18 protein-coding genes and 2 tRNA genes are annotated in these 19686 nt (G+C 61.7%); 3 read left to right on the forward strand and 17 right to left on the reverse strand.

Annotated features, from left to right (window positions below):
• Position 1: 1 nt before the first annotated feature.
• The 4 genes from araD1 to chvE all read right to left on the reverse strand — a co-directional run bounded on the left by araD1 (position 2) and on the right by chvE (position 4925).
• Positions 2-1003: an AraD1 family protein gene (gene araD1, locus ON753_RS14505; RefSeq protein WP_265963341.1), complete on the reverse strand. Its 1002-nt coding sequence runs from the start codon at positions 1001-1003 to the stop codon at positions 2-4.
• 4 nt (positions 1004-1007) lie between these two features.
• Complete coding sequence (gene mmsB / locus ON753_RS14510; RefSeq protein ID WP_265963342.1) at positions 1008-2261, reverse strand: multiple monosaccharide ABC transporter permease; 1254 nt, start codon at positions 2259-2261, stop codon at positions 1008-1010.
• A gap of 11 nt (positions 2262-2272) precedes the next feature.
• Positions 2273-3787, reverse strand: a complete 1515-nt coding sequence (mmsA, locus tag ON753_RS14515; protein WP_265963343.1) for a multiple monosaccharide ABC transporter ATP-binding protein — start codon at positions 3785-3787, stop codon at positions 2273-2275.
• Between the two features lie 79 nt (positions 3788-3866).
• The gene (gene chvE / locus ON753_RS14520) at positions 3867-4925 is read right to left on the reverse strand and encodes a multiple monosaccharide ABC transporter substrate-binding protein (protein ID WP_265963344.1); all 1059 of its coding nucleotides are present in this window, start codon (positions 4923-4925) and stop codon (positions 3867-3869) included.
• Between the two features lie 522 nt (positions 4926-5447).
• On the opposite strand from chvE, the gene ON753_RS14525 reads away from it, so the two are divergent.
• Complete coding sequence (locus ON753_RS14525; RefSeq protein ID WP_265963345.1) at positions 5448-7871, forward strand: methyl-accepting chemotaxis protein; 2424 nt, start codon at positions 5448-5450, stop codon at positions 7869-7871.
• Between the two features lie 201 nt (positions 7872-8072).
• Positions 8073-9032 carry a LysR family transcriptional regulator gene (locus ON753_RS14530; protein WP_265963346.1) on the forward strand — a complete coding sequence of 320 codons (960 nt, stop codon included), beginning with the start codon at positions 8073-8075 and terminating at the stop codon, positions 9030-9032.
• A gap of 115 nt (positions 9033-9147) precedes the next feature.
• Here the strand turns inward: ON753_RS14530 and ON753_RS14535 are convergent.
• From ON753_RS14535 to ON753_RS14590, 12 genes are all read right to left on the reverse strand, one after another.
• Positions 9148-9223: transfer RNA gene (locus tag ON753_RS14535), tRNA-Phe, on the reverse strand.
• Between the two features lie 515 nt (positions 9224-9738).
• A complete protein-coding gene (locus ON753_RS14540; RefSeq protein WP_323054737.1) occupies positions 9739-11202 on the reverse strand; it encodes a bifunctional metallophosphatase/5'-nucleotidase in 1464 nt (487 codons plus the stop codon).
• 624 nt (positions 11203-11826) lie between these two features.
• Positions 11827-12036: a DNA gyrase inhibitor YacG gene (gene yacG, locus ON753_RS14545; RefSeq protein ID WP_265963347.1), complete on the reverse strand. Its 210-nt coding sequence runs from the start codon at positions 12034-12036 to the stop codon at positions 11827-11829.
• Positions 12037-12088: 52 nt separating this feature from the next.
• Positions 12089-12715, reverse strand: coding sequence for a Maf-like protein (locus ON753_RS14550; RefSeq protein ID WP_265963348.1), 627 nt, complete (start codon positions 12713-12715; stop codon positions 12089-12091).
• 36 nt (positions 12716-12751) lie between these two features.
• Positions 12752-12970, reverse strand: a complete 219-nt coding sequence (gene infA / locus ON753_RS14555) for a translation initiation factor IF-1 (protein ID WP_006939340.1) — start codon at positions 12968-12970, stop codon at positions 12752-12754.
• Positions 12971-13233: 263 nt separating this feature from the next.
• Complete coding sequence (locus ON753_RS14560) at positions 13234-13671, reverse strand: arsenate-mycothiol transferase ArsC (protein ID WP_265963349.1); 438 nt, start codon at positions 13669-13671, stop codon at positions 13234-13236.
• Between the two features lie 20 nt (positions 13672-13691).
• Positions 13692-14195 carry a UPF0262 family protein gene (locus ON753_RS14565; protein ID WP_265963350.1) on the reverse strand — a complete coding sequence of 168 codons (504 nt, stop codon included), beginning with the start codon at positions 14193-14195 and terminating at the stop codon, positions 13692-13694.
• A gap of 28 nt (positions 14196-14223) precedes the next feature.
• Positions 14224-15531, reverse strand: coding sequence for a histidinol dehydrogenase (hisD, locus tag ON753_RS14570; protein ID WP_265963351.1), 1308 nt, complete (start codon positions 15529-15531; stop codon positions 14224-14226).
• A gap of 150 nt (positions 15532-15681) precedes the next feature.
• The gene (locus tag ON753_RS14575) at positions 15682-16119 is read right to left on the reverse strand and encodes a DUF2948 family protein (RefSeq protein WP_265967164.1); all 438 of its coding nucleotides are present in this window, start codon (positions 16117-16119) and stop codon (positions 15682-15684) included.
• Positions 16120-16261: 142 nt separating this feature from the next.
• On the reverse strand, positions 16262-16474 hold the full coding sequence (locus tag ON753_RS14580; protein ID WP_265963352.1) for a hypothetical protein: 213 nt from the start codon (positions 16472-16474) through the stop codon (positions 16262-16264).
• A gap of 43 nt (positions 16475-16517) precedes the next feature.
• On the reverse strand, positions 16518-17807 hold the full coding sequence (gene murA, locus ON753_RS14585; RefSeq protein ID WP_265963353.1) for a UDP-N-acetylglucosamine 1-carboxyvinyltransferase: 1290 nt from the start codon (positions 17805-17807) through the stop codon (positions 16518-16520).
• A gap of 190 nt (positions 17808-17997) precedes the next feature.
• On the reverse strand, positions 17998-18177 hold the full coding sequence (locus tag ON753_RS14590; RefSeq protein ID WP_265963354.1) for a hypothetical protein: 180 nt from the start codon (positions 18175-18177) through the stop codon (positions 17998-18000).
• Positions 18178-18602: 425 nt separating this feature from the next.
• Here ON753_RS14590 and ON753_RS14595 point away from each other — a divergent pair.
• Positions 18603-18677: transfer RNA gene (locus ON753_RS14595), tRNA-Thr, on the forward strand.
• Between the two features lie 280 nt (positions 18678-18957).
• Here ON753_RS14595 and ON753_RS14600 read toward each other — a convergent pair.
• Positions 18958-19677, reverse strand: a complete 720-nt coding sequence (locus ON753_RS14600; RefSeq protein WP_265963355.1) for a FadR/GntR family transcriptional regulator — start codon at positions 19675-19677, stop codon at positions 18958-18960.
• Between the last annotated feature and the right edge of the window lie 9 nt (positions 19678-19686).

A 19686-nucleotide genomic window follows, 5' to 3' on the forward strand; every position in this document is an offset into this window, starting at 1 on the left:
ATTAAAGCACTTTCACTTGAGTGGCTGCTGTGTCCCGAGGCTTGAACGTCAGGCGGTTCTTGAGCGGGACGCCGAAGCCCGGCGCGGATATTTCGACCTCGTCGCCCTCCTGGCAGCCGATGCCGTCGGCAAAGGAGAGCGTGGCCGTTCCGAACATGTGGACGTGAACGTCGCCGGGCTGGCGGAAGACGTCATATTTGAAATGATGATGTTCCAGGTTGGCCAGCGTGTGGGACATGTTGGTTTCACCGGAGAGGAACGGTTTCTCCCACACGACCTTGCCGTCCCGCAGGATGCGGCTGGTGCCATCGACGCTTTCGGGAAGCGGTCCGACCAGAAGCTCGGGTCCAAAGGAGGCCGGACGCAGCTTGGAGTGGGCGAGGAACAGGTAGTTCTGCCGCTCCATCACGTGATCGGAAAACTCGTTGGCAAGCGCAAAGCCCACACGGAACGGCGTACCGTCCTCGGCCACCACGTAGATGCCCGCGATTTCGGGTTCCTCGCCGCCGTCTTCGCAGAAGCCCGGGCTGACGAGATCTCCGCCGGGCGCCACGGCACAATAGCCGTTGCCCTTGTAGAACCATTCCGGCTGCACACCGATCTCGCCCGCTTCGGGGCGCCCGCCTTCCAGGCCCATGCGGAACATTTTCATTGAGTCCGTGACATGCGCCTCCGCTTCCTCGGTCTCGGACTTGGCATGCATGGCGTTGCGGGTCGCTGCCGATCCCAGATGGGTCAGGCCGGTGCCCGTGAGGTGCATGTGAGCGGCGTCCGGATGGTGGATCGGCACGAGCAGCCGTCTTTCCTCCGCCAGCTTTTCAAGATCGACCGCCGCTCCCAGCTCGTGACCGCGGATGCACTCGGTCAGGCTCTGGCCCTTGCCGATCGCCTCCTGCACCAGTTCATAGGTCGAGCCGACACCATTCAGAATGCAGGCTTCGCTGCCGCTGCGCACGACAACCGCAACGTTGCCTGCATCGTCCAGTATCTGCGAGATCAGCATTGTCTTATCCCTGCTTGGTCTTGTTGTAGACGTCGAAGATCACGGCAGCGAGCAGGACGAGGCCCTTGATCATCTGCTGGTAATCGATCCCGATGCCCATGATCGACATGCCGTTGTTGAGGACGCCCATCAGAAAGGCCCCGACGACGGCGCCGACAATCGTGCCGACCCCGCCGGACATGGAGGCGCCGCCGATGAAGACGGCCGCGATCACGTCCAGTTCCAGGGCAAAGCCCGCCTTGGGGGTAGCGGTGTTGAGCCGGGCAGCGAAGACGAGACCTGCCGCCGCGGCCAGAACGCCCATATTCGCAAAGGCAAGAAACGTGAGCCGTTCCGTCCTGATGCCGGAAAGCTTGGCGGCCTTCTGGTTGCCGCCGAGCGCGTAAACGCGTCGGCCGATCGTTGTCGTCTCGGTGATGAAAGCGTAGATCACCGTCAGGACGCCCATAGTAATCAGAACGTTGGGCAGGCCGCGGAACAGCGACAGTTTGTACATCACGAAGATCAGCGCAGCCGCGACGATGGCATTGCGGGCAATGAAGAAACTCTGCGGTTCGTCTTCGATGCCGTAGAGCCTGTTCTGCGCGCGCTGGCGCAAGCTGAGCCAGATGACAAGCGCTGCCGCAACGATGCCCGTTCCCAGTGCAAGAATATTGACGTGCTTCACCCGGCCGAGATCGAGAATGGCCGCAAGGCTATCGCCCCAGCTCGCCGGAAAGATGTCGGGTACGAACCCGGAGGCCATTAGCTGGAACTCGCGCGGGAAGGGTCCTACCGACTGGCCTTCCAGCAACCAGAGGGACAGCCCGCGGAACACCAGCATGCCCGCAAGGGTCACGATGAAGGACGGTATCTTCCAATAGGCGACCCAGTATCCTTGCGCCGCACCGATGAGACCGCCGGTGACCAGACATACCACCACCGTCAAGAGCATGGGCAGATCATGATTGACGATCATCACCGCCGCCAGGGCGCCGATGAAACCCATGACCGAGCCAACCGACAGGTCGATATTCCCCGAAACGATGACGATGAGCATGCCCAAGGCCATGATGATGATGTAGGAATTCTGCAGCAGCAGGTTGGTGACGTTCACGGCCCGCAAAAGCGTTCCGTCCGTGACGATCTGGAAGAACACCATCACCGCGATGAGCGCGAAGAGCAGCCCGTACTGTCGCAGGTGCGAGGAAAGGTATTCGACGATACCTTTTGCTTTTACCTTCGGTGAAGCATTCGTGTCGCTTTGTGCCAGTTCCATGGTCTTGCTCTCTACTCGTTGACGATGAGCGACATGATGCGCTCCTGGCTCGCATCGCCGGCGGCGAGTTCGCCGACGAGAGCCCCCTCATTCATGACGTAGATCCGATCGCACATACCGAGCAGTTCCGGCATTTCCGACGAGATCATGACAACGCCTTTGCCCTGTGTGGCCAGGTCGTTGATGATGGTGTAAATTTCGTATTTCGCACCCACATCGATGCCGCGTGTCGGCTCATCGAGGATGAGCACCTCGGGCGAGGTGAACAGCCACTTGGCCAGCACGACCTTCTGCTGGTTTCCGCCGGACAGATTGACCGTCTTCTGGAATACCGAAGGCGTGCGGATCGCGAGAGCCTTGCGGTATCTTTCCGCAACCCTCGTTTCTTCATTGCGCTTCAGGATGGAACCGGAAGATACGCCGTCCAGGTTGGCGAGCGTGGTGTTGAAACGGATGGTTTCGTCCAGCACGAGGCCGAGGGATTTCCGGTCTTCGGTCACATAGGAAATGCCCGCGGCGATAGCGCGGTCGACCGTGCTGACGTCAATCGACTTGCCATCGAGCTTGACCGTTCCGCTGATATTTCGGCCGTAGGACCGTCCGAAGATCGACATGGCCAGCTCGGTCCGCCCGGAACCCATCAGCCCCGCAATCCCGACCACTTCGCCCGCACGGACGTTGAAGGACGCATCCTTGATGACCTGGCGCTCGGCATGCTCCGGGTGCCAGGCATTCCAGCCCTCGACCTCCAGAAGCACCTTGCCCGGAGTGCGCTTGTGATCCGGAAAGCGGTGCGTCATGTCCCGGCCGACCATGTCCCTCACGATCGCGTCTTCGCTGAGACCGGCCTTGGCATCCAGAGTGGAAACCGTCGTTCCGTCCCGGATGACGGTGACGGTGTCGGCGACATAGCGCACTTCGTTGAGCTTGTGGGAAATGATGATGCTGGTCACGCCCTGCGCCTTGAGTTCCAGCATCAGGTCGAGCAGCTTCCTGCTGTCGTTTTCCTGGAGCGAGGCGGTGGGCTCGTCCAGGATGAGCAGCTTCACGTCTTTGGACAGCGCCTTGGCGATTTCGACAAGCTGCTGCTTGCCGACGCCGATATCATCGACCTTGGTGGTTGGCGGCTCGGACAGACCGACCTTGGCAAGCAGCTCTTCAGTGCGCTGGTTGGTCTTGCGCCAGTCGATGACGCCCCTCGACGCGCGTTCATTGCCCAGAAAGATGTTTTCCGCGATGGACAACTGTGGAACGAGCGCGAGCTCCTGGTGAATGATGATGATGCCGCGCTTTTCGCTGTCCGAGATGCCGGAGAACCGGGCGGGCTCACCTTCGTAGACTATTTCGCCGTCATACTCCCCGTGGGGATAGACGCCGGAGAGAACCTTCATCAGGGTCGATTTACCCGCGCCGTTTTCACCGACGACGGCATGTATTTCGCCCTGTTTCACATCAAGGTTGACACTGTCCAGCGCTTTCACGCCCGGAAAGGTCTTGGTGATGTTTTGCATGGAAAGGAGTGCCATGGACCCCGTACCCCGAGTACCGTGAAAAGACCCGCCCGCAAGATCGTTGCGGGCGGGAAGTCAGATGGAGTGTCAAGTCTTACTTGATCTGGTCCATGGTGTAGTAGCCGCTGTCGATCAGGATTTTTTCCCAGTTGGAAGCATCGACGGAGACGGGCTCCAGAAGGTAGGACGGAACGACCTTGACGCCGTTGTCATAGGTCGTGGTGTCGTTGATCTCCGGCTCGCTCTCCTTCATGATCGCGTCGACCATGCCCACGGTAACGCGGGCCAGCTCACGGGTATCCTTGAAGACGGTGGAGTACTGCTCGCCGGCAAGGATCGACTTCACGGACGGAACTTCAGCATCCTGGCCGGTGACGATCGGCATTTCCAGGTCGCCGGAGCCGTAGCCGACGCCTTTCAGCGAAGACAGGATACCGATGGAAAGGCCGTCATACGGGCTCAGAACGCCGTGGACCCGCGCATCGGTGTAGTTTGCCGACAGGAGGTTATCCATACGGGCCTGGGCAACGGCCCCGTCCCAGCGCAGCGTACCGACAGCATCCATGCCCATCTGACCGGACTGGATGACGATGGTGCCGTCATCGATCAGCGGCTGCAGGACGGACATTGCCCCGTCGTAGAAGAAGTAGGCATTGTTGTCGTCCGGAGAACCGCCGAAGAGTTCCACATTGTAAGGACCATCGCCGAAACGCTCCTTCAGACCGCTCACCAGCGAGCTCGCCTGCTGAACGCCGACCTTGAAGTTGTCGAAGGTCGCGTAATAGTCGACGTCGCCGCTGTCACGGATCAGACGGTCATAGGCGATGACCGCAGTCCCGGCAGCCGCGGCATTTGCCAGGGCGTTGGAAAGGGTCGTGCCGTCGATCGCCGCGATCACGAGCACATCGACGCCTTTGGTGATCATGTTCTCGATCTGGGCAAGCTGATTGGGAATATCGTCTTCCGCGTATTGCAGATCGACTTCATAGCCGGCAGCCTTGAACTGCTCGACCATGGAATTGCCGTCCGAAATCCAGCGGGCGGACGATTTGGTCGGCATGGAAATACCGACGAACCCATCGGCCAGGGCGGGTGCAACAAAGGCTGTTGCGGCGAAAGCAGCTGCAGAGACAGCTGTCAGAATCTTTTTCATTAGGTCTCCTCCCGATAGCTCGACAATTCAAGCCACGAAGTTGGCGCCGGAACGCAATGCGTTAGCAAACAAAATTCGAATACTTGCCGGCCATTCCGTCCGGCGCTTCGAACAGGCGGACCCTAGTGGAAGGTCACATCCCCTTCAATTGCGAATATGGAATGTGTTTATAACGATAATGATATATCAGTCTTCCAGAAACGCCAATTCAAGCGGAAAACCCCGCACACCAACCCATCACACCGGCACAATTCCGCCTCAATTCGAAAGTCTGCACAAAGTTTCATCGAGGACAAAAAATGATCAAATCCGGCAGCGGTCAAACGGTATTTCTATATTTTAGCTTTGCTTTAACTAAGACGGCGGAGCAAAACAACAATAGATTACCTTAACTTTTGGTGTTTCGCATAGTGAAACCTGAGATAAATCACTAGCCCCCGGAAATTCAGCGCCTTATTAACTTGTGGTTAGTCGGCCGCGCATAATTTACCTCCGATGAGTTTTTTGAGGGATTTCAGAAAGATGCCGCTTCGTTCCTTTTCCGACCTGAAGATCAGCGCAAAGGTCGGGGGCGGATTTGCCGTGGTCCTCTTGATCACGGCGCTTGCCGGCGCGTCCGGAATTTTCGCCGTGAGCCAGTTGAACAGGAAGGTCGACAATTCCGTCAGCGCAACCAATGCCATGACCAGCCTGCAGCGCCTGTCCGCTGCAAGAGAGACCTACCTGACCGGCAAGAGCCCGGAACAGGCCGAACAGGTGGCAGCTTCGCTTGAGGCGCTGCATGGCGATCTGGATGCCATGCTTGCGGCGGTGAAGGGGACCGCTTCCGCCGACGGGGTCGAGGCGGCCATCGCATCGGTTACCGACATGGAGCAGGCCTTTAAGAAGGTGATTGCCAGCGTCGCCCGCCAGACCGAAGCCTTGGCCGAACTGGAAGACCGGGGCAACATGCTGAATTCCAGCGCGCAGACCGTCGCCGGCCAGCTCGACAAGATCCTCGGCAATCTCGACGGATCGCTGACGAGCAACCGTGAGGAACGCGCGGCAAGCCTTGACAACACCCTCACCTTCGACCCGCTTGCGGACAAACTGGCTGCGATCCGGGCAGACGTCTATGCATCGGGTCTCGGCGATCTTGAAGCCGGAGAACGGGTGACAAAGTTGCTGCAGGAGGTCGAGGCTCCGCTCGCCGACATGGCAAACACGATCCGCTCCAGCCGCAAGCGGAAGATCTTTACCGCAAAGCTGGAAATTCTCGGCGACCTGCCCGGCATCATCGCAAAGCTCGGAGCAGGCGCCGAACCGGAAGCGCGCGCGGCGCTCGCCTCCGATGCGGGCGCAAGACTGGCCCATGCGGTGACCGCCGTCTCCGTGCTCGCGCAGAACGCCGCGAAGATCTTCCTCAATACCGACGAGGTTTACCAGCAGACCGAAGTCAAGGTTGCCTATTACAACGAGCTGATGGCGCAGCTCGAACATTTCAAGGACATGCTTGTGGCGGTGGAGTCGAGCACGCTGCGGGCGCTCGTGAACCGCAGCCCGCAGGCGATCGCGGATGTTCAGGAAAAGACCGAAGCCTTGCTGGAGGTGACGGCACGGCTGGCCGAACGCACCAAAGACGAGGCTCAGGTATCCAGCACGACCGGAAGCCTGGCCGGTTTCGTGACGCAGTACAATGAGTCCTTCCAGTCGATCATGGCCGCCGTCGAGCAGCAGACCGCCGCTCTCGACAACCTGTCCGCGTTTTCCGACCAGACACGGGACCAGGTGAGCACGGTCGCCCGGCAGGAAGCCGTTTCGGCCAAGTCGACCGGCCAGCAATCGATCCTCCTGATCGTGGTCGCGGTTGCCAGCGCCATCGCGGTCGGTGCCGCTGTCGCAGTCTTCCTTTCCGTCGCAATCTCCCGCCCCGTCCGCTCATTGACCCACGTGATGAGCGACCTTGCCGGCGGACACCTGGATGTTGCCATTGACGGCACCTCCAGACGGGATGAAATCGGTGACATGAGCCGCGCGGTGGCGGTCTTCCAGACCAACGCCGTCGAGCGGATGCAGCTGGAAGAATCGCAACAGGCCACGGAAATCCGGCGCGCCCAACGTCACGAACGCGTGGAGACGCTAATAGCCGAGTTCCGCGCCGGAATATCCGGCGTCCTGGAGACCGTTCACACCAACATGGATCGCATGAAGGACACGGCGGAAAAGCTGACCGAGGTTGCCGAGACGACGACGGAGCGCACAAGGAGTGCTCAGGGCTCGGCGTCCGAGACGTCCCAGAACGTCCAAACGGTCGCCTCCGCCGCCGAGGAACTGTCCTCCTCGATCTCCGAGATTTCACGGCAAATCAGCACGACGACCGGTATTATCCACGAGGCCTCGCAGCGGGCGGATGACTCCAATTCCAAGGTCGCCGGCCTGTCCAGCGCCGCCCAGCGGATCGGGGACGTCGTATCGCTGATCCAGGCGATCGCAGAACAGACCAATCTTCTTGCCCTCAATGCGACGATCGAGGCGGCAAGAGCCGGCGAGGCCGGCAAAGGCTTCTCCGTCGTCGCCGCGGAAGTGAAGGAACTGGCCACCCAGACCTCCAAAGCGACCGAGGAAATCTCCTCCCACATTGCGGAAATCCAGGCGGCGACGCAGGAAACGGTCGTTTCGATCGAGACAATTTCCAAAATCATGACGGAGGCCAACGAGCACACGTCGAGCATTGCCGCTGCGGTTGACCAGCAGGGCGCGGCCACGTCGGAGATCAACATTTCGATCCAGAGCGCTTCCGACGGCACCCTGGACGTCTCGAACATGATGCTGACGCTGGTGGAGACCATGGACCACACCAAGCAGGAATCCCTGCAGGTCAGGCAGACAAGCGAGACCGTCGTCAAATCCAACGAGGATCTTCAGCAGCTGATCGACACGTTCCTGGTGGAGGTCACGGCTGCCTGAGGCGCTGCCTTCAAGCCGGATCATCCGAATCCGGAAAACCCGGACGCCGCCAGAGACCCGGTCATCCTGCTTCCAGGCCTTGACGGCCCGAACTGCCCTCCTGTGCGGACGCAAGTCCGCACAGGCCGTTTATAACCGGACGAATACGCGTTAGGTTCGTTCGAACCCGCTCCGCATCGCCCTCTTTCGAAATCAATTCCCATGCCGCTCGACCTGATCCGCCGCGGACTTAAGATCGCCCATCTGCGCCTCTTTGCCGAGTTGTCGCGGAAGAACCGCCTTTCCGACGCGGCCGATGCCCTGAGAATTGCGCAACCGGCGGCCTCCAGGCTGATTGCCGAGACCGAGAGCCTGGCGGGCGCCAAGCTTTACTCGCGCTCCGGCCGGGGCATCGAACTCACCCCCGCCGGCCGCCAGCTCGCCTATCGCAGCGTCCGCATCCTGCAGGAGATCTCCGACGCCGGCCGGGACATCGACCACCATGTCTCCGGCCAGTCCGGCCATGTCAGCATCGGCTCGGTCACCGGCCCCGCGATCGAATACGTCCTGCCTGCCCTCAGGCATATCCGGCTCAGTTATCCGGATATCTCCATATCGGTCGAAGTTGCCCCCAGCCGGGCGCTCTCCCCGATGCTGATCAACGGGAAACTCGATTTCTCCCTGAGCCGCATTCCGGTGGGAGAAGATGCCTTGCAGTTCGAAGAACGCCCGCTCCTGCGGGAACCGGCGTCAATCATCGGGCGCCCCGATCATCCCTTGACCCGAAGGACATTTCCCATCCCCAGCGGCGCCCTGCTGGAATTCGACTGGGTGCTCCCGCCAGTAGGGGCCCCCATTCGAACGACCGCGGAACAGGAGCTCAGGAACAAGGGACTGCAGCTGCCCGACAGGATCCTGACAACGTCGTCCTTTCTCTTCATGCTCGCCACAATCCAGCGCACCAACGCGATCGGCCCGGTCGCCCAATCGGTCGCCGAGAGCTTTGCGGCAGGCAGCGACGGAACACCCGGCACAATCGTCATCCTTCCAAGCGACCTGCCGCTCTCCGTGGAGACCTATTCCTTCCTCACCCGAAAGGGCCAGGCCCTGACACCCGTGGCCCAAATCGTCGCCCGCGAGGTCCTGCGGGCAATAGACGGGCGCGATCCGCAGGGGGTGTGAGGCCACTGCCGCGCACCGACGAGCGTTCGCCTGCCAGGAACCACCCGGCACAAAGGCATCATGAATCAGCGCCATCTACGAGCGGGAAGCAAGTCAATCAATGGGGAGAAGAAAATGGTGCCCAGAGCCGGAATCGAACCAGCGACACGCGGATTTTCAATCCGCTGCTCTACCAACTGAGCTATCTGGGCGCTTTGCTGAGGTCAGGGGTGGAGCCCCGTTCGTTGAAAGCCCGGTCCTTATAGAGGCTCGTATTGACCTTGTCCAGCGCCGCGGCAAAGTTTTTTGCAACTTCATGTTATTGCCCCGCGGAAAATCGGTCTCTAATGCAAAGGACTGAAACAAAAAGGTTTTTGGACCGAAATTGCGCATCCGACTGCGCCGTTACAAGACGCTGCCGCGCCCCCGCAGCAGTAATGCCCGCGGCCGGACAGCCGCGTCCCGATTGCATGAAAACTGCCGGTGGCAGCGTCGTGACCGGACCCGGATGACGGTGCGTGGTCGAACCAGTCCGTCGTGGAGGGATCGAGATGTTGCGGGCCGATGATCGAACTTGTGGGGCGCTGTTGCATGCCGGCGGGCACGTACAGATGCGCAGCCCTGTTCGCGAGGAATGGAATAGCAGCGGATACAAGGTTTACCGGTACGCTGAGCGCCGCGGATGCGGCGCCCAGCCTGTTGTCCTTCAGGCACCCGGCGAGGAGCCTTATTTCACCGTGATGCGGTCATCGGTATAGGCGGTGTAGCCGTTCTGGGCCGCCAGGTAATCCGACACAACATCCGCCAGGTCCGGACCGAAGTCGTAGGCGTTCATGCCGTTGCTTTCGAAGATTTCATAACCATCCCCGCCGCCGCGCATGAAGTTGTTGGAAACGACGCCGTAGGTCTTTTCCGGATCGAGCGGCACGAACTCCTCCCCCTCCTGAACCATGACGTCGGAAACCCGCTCACCGGCCGGTTTGGACTTGTCGAACGTGAATTTCAGCCCGGCAACCTGCGGGAAACGGCCTGCGCCCTCTTCCACCTGGCCGACACCGTTTTCCAGAGCCGCAATCACGTCCGAGCCCTTCAGCTCAAAAGTCGACAGCGTGTTCTGGAACGGCAGAACGGTGAGCACTTCGCCCTTGGTGATTTCACCTTCATCAATGGACGCCCGCAGGCCGCCGCCGTTCTGGATCGCGATCTGGACACCCTGGTCCTTTACGCGCGCCAGACTGGCTTCGGCGACCAGAACTCCCATTTCACAGACCTGGGAGCGGCAGGTGTCGCGATCCGCGTTGATGGGAGCAGACGCCTCGGCCACGACTTCCTGACGGATTTCGTCGAGCGGTTCGGCCAGTTCCTTGATGCGGGAAACGAGTTCGGGATTCTCGACGATCTTGCCGTCGACGATGATCGGCTCGCCAACGGCTTCTGTGATGACGCCTTCATCATCAAAGGTCACGTTCAGTTCGCCGAGGAACTTGCCGTAGGCATAGGCCTGTACGATCGCGGTCGGCGTGCCGTCCGGGCCGTCAATCATGGTCGGGTACGGGCCCTGGGCCTTGTCCGACGTGTTGGAGAGGTAGGTGTTCGAGTGGCCGCCGACGATGACATCGATCCCGGGAGCTTTTGCAGCAATCTCCTTGTCGACATTATAGCCGGAATGGCTGAGGACGATGATCTTGTTGACGCCTTCCGCCTTCAGTTTTTCGGCCTCCCGGGTCACTGCTTCAACCGGGTCGGAGAAGGTGATGTTCGGGCCCGAACTCGACAATTCATGCGTATCGTCCGGCGTCAGGCCGATCAGGCCGATCTTCTCCCCGCCCTGCTCGACCACGGTGGAGGGCTTCAGGACATCGGCGAGCTGCGGCTCCTTGGAAACGTCAGCGTTGGACATCAGCACCGGGAAGTCGACGGCATCCATGAAACCGCGCAGAACTTCGGGACCATCGTCAAACTCGTGGTTGCCGACGGTCATCGCGTCGTAACCCAGCTTGTTCATGAACTCGGCAGCCGCCTTGCCTTTGTAATAGGTATAGAAAAGCGACCCCTGGAACTGGTCGCCACCATCGACGAGGATGGAATTGTTGCTCGCGGCGCGGCGATCCTTGATCACGGTATCCAGGCGCGCAGTGCCGCCGAAGCATTTGCCTTCCGCGTTGTCTTCGGCGCCACAGCTCGAGATCATATTTGTTGATCGGCTCAATACGGCTGTGAAAGTCGTTGGTGTGCAGGATTACTAGCGAATAATCAGCATAGGCCGCTGTCGACAGCGCCGTCGTCACCGACAGCACCGCGGCGCTCAGGAATTGTTTCTTCATCGAACCCTCGCCCTGTGGATAGGTTGTTGTTGCCGCGCCAGGGCCGAAGCGGTCTGACTGCAGCCTCCCGGTCTTGTTCTAGATCCCGGCATGACCGCCACCATGAAGTGCCGTGACATATGACACAACCCGGAACGATGACGCCTGGACCGCCGGTATGGCAAGATCTTGGTGCAGTTTCATGACAGCTGCAAGAGCCCGGAGAGGCGATTTTGAAAAAAATTTTGCTCGGTAAATATTTTTGCAGAGCGATTCAAGAATGGCCTGTTCGAGCCAAGTTGCGAGGCTGGCAGCCCGGCGGGACCGCGCATATGCCTCATCCGGCTTCACTCGCCGGCGCACGGATCCGTTTCCCGGGGCAAGAACCGGAGGACCGGGCATAGGTGTGTTCAGCTTGGACTGTGTGGCAGTCGTGGGGAAGACTTCACCGCGGCACGCGCACGCATTGAGAGGGCGGTCCGCGCCAGGCCCTCGCCTCCCCCGCGCCCGGGTCAGTCTTCCCGGTAGCCGTCCTCATCGATATCGTCGATATCGTCGGTTTCCACGACGGGGATGGTATAGCCCTCCGTGAACCAGCGATTGAGGTCGACCTTCCTGCAGCGATCCGAGCAGAAGGGGTATTCTTCCGGCGTCGAGAGTTTCGAGCAGATCGGACACGGGCGCATGCGCTGCCTGGGATTTTGGGCATTGGATTCAGCCATGTCAGCCTCCTCTTGTTTCCCTGGAGTGTTTCGGTGGAATACCAGCCGCGGCTCAGGCTGCGGCTGTGGCCCAGCCCTGATGAACCGGATATCCGGCCGCACTCAAGAGGTTTGCGGTTTCCACCAGCGGCAGGCCGACAACCGCCGGATAGGAGCCGACCAGCTTGACGACAAAACTGCCGGCCAGGCCCTGGATGGCATAGCCGCCCGCCTTGCCGCGCCATTCGCCGGAAGAAATGTAATCGTCCATGTCCTTGCGCGACAGTCGCTTGAAGCGCACACGCGTTTCAACAAGCTTGGAGCGGATCTTGCCGTTCGCCTCGGCGACGGCCACGCCGGTGAACACGCGGTGCCCGCGGCCCGACAGGAGCGACAGGCACATAAGCGCCTGATCGGTCAGTTCCGCCTTCGGCAGCGCCCGGCGGCCGACGGCCACAACCGTATCGGCGGCCAGGACAACGCTGTCGCGCAGTTCCTCCGAGACATCGACGTTCTGTCGGACGGCCTCGGCCTTCGCCCGGGCCAGCCTCAGCGCCAGGCTGCGCGGCGTCTCGTGGTTCTTCGGTCTCTCGTCAATATCGGCGGGCATGAGATGATCGGGCTCCAGCCCGATCTGCTGCAGCAGCGCAAGACGGCGCGGCGATGCGGAAGCCAGAATCAACTGAGGGGCATTCGTCATGAAAGCGCGAGCCTTGCCGGCGTCACCTCGGTCCGCTTACTTGAAGCGGTAGGTGATCCGCCCCTTGGTGAGATCGTAGGGGGTCATTTCGACAAGAACCTTATCGCCCGCCAGAACGCGGATCCGGTTCTTGCGCATACGCCCGGCGGTATGGGCGATGATTTCGTGATCGTTTTCCAGTTTTACGCGGAACGTCGCGTTCGGCAGCAGTTCTGTTACGACGCCCGGAAACTCCAGAGCTTCTTCTTTGGCCATTTGATATCCTGAATGAGGCGGGCCCTGCCCGCGGGTGCCGGGAAACTAGCGGATTAGGGACAGAAAGTGAACCTTTCTTTCCATCGCTACCCAAAGAAAGCTTTCCCGTTGCCGGCTCCGCTCGAAATCGGCGGCAGCCGGGCCGCTTGTCGGGCCGGAGAACCGCACAATCGCGCCGTTCGCACGGCATGGGGGAGCGGGCCTGTCGTCCTATAGATGAGGTCTTGAGCGCTCAAATCAAGCCTTGCAGCCGGACGCGCCCATCAGCCACTGGGCATCGGCGCCCAGTCCAGGCGTTTCTTGATGCGCATCATCAACTGGTCGCGCACGGCCCTGTACTCATTGAGGATCTGCTCGCGGCTGCCGGTCGCCAGCGTCGGGTCGAGGGTCGGCCAGTATTCCACGTCGACGGCGTCGGTTCTGGTCATGTCGAGCGCCTTGTGGTGGGCCTCCGGCGCCAGGGTAATGACCAGATCGAACCCGGACTCGTCCAGCTCCTCGAAGGTCTTGGGATGGTGCCTGCTCATGTCGATGCCGATCTCGGCCATCACGGCATCGACGAACGGATCGACCTTGCCCTGGCGAACGCCACAGGAGCGCACATAGATCTGGCCGGGAAAAAGCTTTTCGGTCACGGCCGCGGCCATGGGCGAGCGGACGGAGTTCATCCCGCAGGCGAAAAGTACCGCAGTCGGACGCATGCCCGGCCCGGCCACGGTTCCTAGCCCTTCCAGTGCAAGGCGTAAACGAGGGTGAACAGCCGGCGCGCGGTCTGCATGTCCACCTCGATCTTGCCTTCCAGGCGCTCCATCAGGATCGCCGAGCCCTCGTTGTGAACGCCGCGCCGACCCATGTCGATTGCCTCGATCTGGCTGGGCGTCGCATGGCGGATGGCCTCATAATAGCTTTCGCAAATCAGATCATAGTCCTTGACGATCTTGCGCAAGGGAGTGAGCGACAGGACATGGGTGACGACCTCCTGGTCGTCCTCCGTCTTGACGCGAAAAACCAGCTTCTTTTCAACCAGGGAAAGACTGAGAACGAACCTGGCGGGCTGATGGCCCACCGGCTGGAAGCTGTTTTCCTCGATCAGGTCGTAGATGGCGACCGCCCGGTCGTGTTCCACTTCCGGGGTCGAGCGGGAAATCGAGGCTTCGTCCAAAACCACATCCACCAGCCTGCCGCCGGTGGCACCCGGATTGCTGTCCGCTTGCGGTTCACTCATGCGTTCAGAAGCCTCTCATGTGGCGGCGCTAAAGATTGAGCCTGATGGAAACAGAGCGTGCGTGAGCCGACAACCCCTCCGATTCACCTAGCGCCATGGCCGCCGGCCCAAGGGCCCGCAGGTTTTCCGCATTGCATTTGAGGATCGACGTGCGCTTGACGAAGTCCATGACCGAGAGACCGGACGAAAAACGGGCCGAGCGGGCCGTCGGCAGAACGTGGTTGGAGCCGCCGACATAGTCGCCGATGGCCTCCGGCGTATAGTGGCCAAGGAACACGGCGCCGGCATTGCGCACCTTTTTCAAGAGTGCCTCCGGATCGGCGACCGCCAGTTCCAGATGTTCCGGGGCGATCCGGTTGGCCAGCGGCATGGCCTCCTCCAGATCGCCGACCAGGACGATGGCGCCGAAATCGCGCCAGCTGGCTCGCGCGACGTCTTCCCGCGGCAGTGTCTTCAGCTGCGCTTCAACGGCCGCTTCCACCGCTTCGGCAAGCTCGGCGCTGTCGGTGATCAGGATCGACTGCGCGGCGGCGTCATGCTCTGCCTGCGCCAGAAGATCGGCTGCCACCCAATCCGGATTGTTGGTGCTGTCTGCGATGATCAGGACTTCCGAGGGGCCGGCGATCATGTCGATGCCGACGGTGCCGAACACCCGGCGCTTGGCCGCGGCGACGAAGGCGTTGCCGGGGCCGACGATCTTGGCGACAGGGGCGATGGTTTCCGTACCATAGGCGAGTGCCGCCACCGCCTGCGCGCCGCCGATGCGGTAGATTTCCGAAACGCCGGCAATGCCGGCGGCGGCCAGAACCAGCGGGTTGAGCACACCGTCCGGGCTCGGCACCACCATGACGATGCGCTCGACACCCGCCACCTTGGCCGGCACCGCGTTCATAAGAACCGAACTGGGATAGCTGGCAGTGCCACCGGGAACATAGATGCCGACCGCCTCGACGGCGGTCCACAGCGAGCCCAGTTCCACGCCGAGCGTATCGGTGTAGCGGTCGTCCTTCGGCATCTGGCGGGCATGGTGGGTGACGATCCGGTCGTGGGCGAGCCGCAGGGCGTCCAGGGTTTCGCCCGCGACCTCCTCCAGCGCGGCATCTATCTCCGCCTGCCCGACCGTCAGATCGGCCATGGCGGCGGCGTCCAGCCGGTCGAATTTCCTGGTGTAGTTCAGGACCGCCCGGTCGCCCTCGAGACGCACCGCATCAAGAATGTCCCGCACGATCTGATCGACATCCTCGGAGACTTCCCGCTTTCCGGCCAGAAGATCCCTGAACTTCGCCTCGAAATCCGCGTCCTTGTTTGACAGGCGTAGAACCACACACTTCTCCATGCTGTTCGGTGCTGCGCACCGTAAAATCCCTTCCGGTCCTTAAAGCATTTCCGGCGCTTGAACCATCCAAAACAAGACCAGGCGGCTCAAGTCCGCTCGGCGCGCCGCTGATCCTGTCTGGCGGGCCGGTTCATCCTGCAATGCCACCGCTCACTCGACGTTGTGCATCGGGCGGTTCCGCGTCGCCCAGGCAGCGCCGAGATCGGTCAGTTGCGCCTCAATGCATTCCACATCCAGCGCCAGGCTGCCGCCGCCGGCAAAGACAAGCCGGATCTGCCCGGAAGGCTCTTCGCCCGGCTCGAACGTCACGGCCAGCAGCTCCAGCACCGCGCCCTTGGCATCCTGGCGGATGTTCTGGGCCTTCATCGCGTTGACCTGGCTGAAGGCCAGCGCGGACCGGCGGCGCTCATGGCTCTTGGAGCGCCTGTCGGGTTCCTTGTCCCAGACGAAGCGGTTCATCACCAACAGCGCCTTCTTTTCCTTCGGCAGAAAACGGATATCCGCGATCGTCAGGACGGCATCCTGCAGATGCGCGGAGAGCACCTTGAGATCTTCCTCGTCGAGGGCGGCAAGTTTCAGCTGATCCATGGCGGTCAAAATCTGATCCTGTGATTGACGTCCGGTAATCCGGATATAAGGCCGGCCGGACCAAGTCCCAAGGTTTTGACCTAAAGCGGAACCGGAGATTTGGCAATGTTTTCTAATGCCGCTCCCGAAAGCGAGCCTCCGGTCAGGAGCCCCGGTCAATCCTCTCGCGAAGATCCTGCTTTATCTCGTCCAATGTAGCCAGGCGGCGAAACACCTTGCGCCCGAGCCAGAGGCCGAAGACCAGCAGAAAGAAGCCGAGCGACAGGCCGTAGGGTGACGGCACGAAGACGACAGCCGACATGGCGGCTAGGGCGAAGGCGGCCTGGATCAGGAAACGGATCGTTTGCGCGCCCATTGCCGGGACCCTTTCGCTGGCTGCGGCTTTGCGGCCGCAGTCCTTAGCCGGAGATTCGCTCGATCCGCGCGCCACAGCGGGTGAGCTTGTCTTCCAACCGCTCAAAACCGCGGTCGAGATGGTAGACGCGGTTGACGGTGGTCTCCCCTTCCGCGGCAAGGCCCGCGATCACCAGCGACACGGAGGCCCTGAGGTCCGTTGCCATGACCGGGGCGCCGCGCAGCGTGGAGACGCCGTCAACGGTCGCGGTGCGCCCGTCCACATGGATCTGCGCGCCAAGGCGGGCCAGTTCCTGCACGTGCATGAAGCGGTTTTCGAAGATGGTCTCGGTAATCCGGCTGCTGCCGCCGGCCTTGGTCATCAGCGCCATGAACTGTGCCTGGAGGTCGGTCGGAAAGCCCGGGAACGGCTCGGTGGTGATATCGACCGGCTGGATGCCGTTGCCGTTTCGGTAGACCTTGATGCCGTCGTCCGTCTGGGTGATCTCGGCGCCGGTCTGGCGCAGCGTTTCCAGCGCGCTTTCCAGAAGATCGGAGCGCGCGCCCTGCAGGAGCACGTCGCCGCCGGTCATGGCGACCGCCATCGCATAAGTGCCGGTCTCGATCCGGTCGGGCACCACCGCATGATGGGCCCCATGCAGGCGCGGCACGCCTTCCACGCGGATGGTGGACGTGCCCTCGCCTTCGATCCGGGCGCCCATGGCCCTCAGGCACTTGGCAAGGTCGACCACTTCCGGTTCGCGCGCGGCGTTGACGATTTCCGTTTCGCCGCTCGCCAGCGTCGCGGCCATCATGATCGTATGCGTGGCACCGACGGACACCTTCGGGAACTCCACCCGGGCGCCCTTCAGGCCGCCGGGCGCCCTGACGACCACGTAGCCGCCCTCGATCTCGATTTCGGCACCCAGCGCCGTCAGGCCCTCGATGAAGAAGTCCACCGGGCGCGTTCCGATGGCGCAGCCGCCGGGCAGCGACACGCGCGCCTCGTGGCAACGGGCGACCAGCGGGCCGATGACCCAGAAACTGGCGCGCATCTTGGACACCAGTTCGTAGGGCGCGGTCGTGTCGACGATTTCGCGGGCGGTGAGGTTCAGCGTCTGGCCGGCCAGTTCGTCCTGGCCGCTGCGCTTGCCGTTCACCGAATAGTCGACGCCGTGATTGTTCAGGATCTGCATCAGCTGCGCCACGTCGCGCAGGCGCGGCACGTTGGACAGGGTCAGGGTCTCATCGGTGAGGACCGACGCGATCATCAGCGGCAGGGCTGCGTTCTTGGCTCCGGAAATCGGAATCGTTCCGTTCAGCTCGGCCCCGCCGACGACTTTGATACTGTCCATGTTCTTCCCCGAACCCGGACCGCGGGTTCGCGGCCGTCCCTAGATCAACTCTCCAGCGATCTACACGCAACTTATGGCCCATGCAAGGCAAGGCGCACTCTGCCCCCCGGCAAATCCCCGACCGGCCGCCCGCCTGCCTGTCCGGATCCCGCTCGCGACCCGTCCGGTGCGCGGCGGAGGCCACCCGCCCTCAGTCCTCCTTGCGGGATTTGGCCGCGGATTTCCGGCGGCGCAGATTGGCTCTCAAGGCCTCCGCCAGCCGGTCCTCCCTGGACTTGCCGCTGCCCTTCTCCCCCGCCTTGTCATTCGCATCCGCCGCGGTGCCGCGGCCTGCGTCAACGCGTTGGTCCTGCTGGTCTTTTTCGCTCATCTTCGCTCATCCGCATGCGCCGGCCCCAAGGGCAACGATGGACCTGTTTATCAATCCGACCCCTACCATGCAAAGCCCGCATGACATTGACTCGACACCACACACGCCCCCGCGGGCGTCGATGGCCGTCTCGCCATCACCAGCCCCTCCCCCAATTCGCTTTCGCAGCGAATATCCACAGGCAGGGCGATCGGTGGATTTGCGGGGGAAAAGCGGCCAAACGCGACATCGGCAGCAGGCCCGCATTCACACCGGTTTCAGCACCCGGCAAAAAATCGAAATCACTGCTTGCGTCCCCGAACCTCTTGTGGCAAAAGCCCCTCAATCCGGTCGGTCCTGCTGATCGGGCTCAAGCACTTGCGTCCTGAAACTCTCGCTCTCCAGGCAAAAGTTCGACGCCGCGCCGCCACCAGGACGCGCCAGATGCTGCCGTAGCTCAGGGGTAGAGCACTCCCTTGGTAAGGGAGAGGTCGAGAGTTCAAATCTCTCCGGCAGCACCAGAATTTCTTAGTGAAATCAGCACTCAAATCTTTCAGCACTGCCACGCAGTTTCTTGCAGCGGCGTGTCGCGGAGAACATGTGACTTGCGGAAAATCTGTTGCAGGACTCCAACAGATGCATGCGCAACCCCTATTCAGCACACAGAACCGGGCCGACCGCGTTCGGGACGAGGAGGCGGAAGTTTGCGTTCTGTCGCCGACCTGTCCCTTCTCAAAACTTGAGAGCGTCTGGATCTTGCGGAGACAATTGCGACCGCAGTTGGCGGCCCGGGGCGGCCGACTACCTGCGCTTGGCCTTTACCGGCACGTTCAGCCGCTCTGCGGCCGCCTGAATATGCGCGGCCATGGCCGTGCGGGCGGCGGTTGCGTCGCGGTCTTCCACGGCGTCCAGGATCTCGCGGTGTTCACGGATGGTCAGGTCCAGCCGATCGCCCTTCTGATAGGCGCCGGGAGTGGCGCGCAACGTGTGCTTCAGGCGTGAGGACATGTAGCAGACGATGGTGCCGAGATAGCTGTTGCGGGTTGCCTTGGCCAGGGCGCGGTGGAAGGCGGCGTCGGCTTCCATGCGGGTTTCGTCGAACTTGCACTTGCCGCTCATGGCAGCGATCGCGGCATACATGGTATCAAGGTCCCTGCCGCTGCGGCGTTCGGCGGCCAGGCCCGCCGCGGTTATTTCCAGCAGGCCGCGCAGTTCATAAAGGTCGGCGAGATTGCCGGGCTTGTTCAGCGCCTGCATTTCGATCCGGAACGTTTCCCGTTCCGTCAGCGGTTTGACGATGGCCCCGCGTCCCTGGCGGGATTCGATGGCTCCGTCGGAGCGCAGACGGGCGATGGCCTCGCGCACCACGTTGCGGCTTACGCCGAACACATCGGCCAGACAGTGTTCCGTCGGCAGGACGTCGCCGGGCCGGAAATGCCCCTCCGTGATCTTTGCCAAAATGTCAGCAGCGATCTGGTCCGGCAGGAGCGCTTCCCGCCGAACTTCCCTGAATTCTGTCATCCCCCAAAT

Origin of the sequence: Roseibium salinum (assembly GCF_026240905.1) — a bacterium.
Classification (GTDB): Bacteria; Pseudomonadota; Alphaproteobacteria; order Rhizobiales; family Stappiaceae; genus Roseibium; species Roseibium salinum.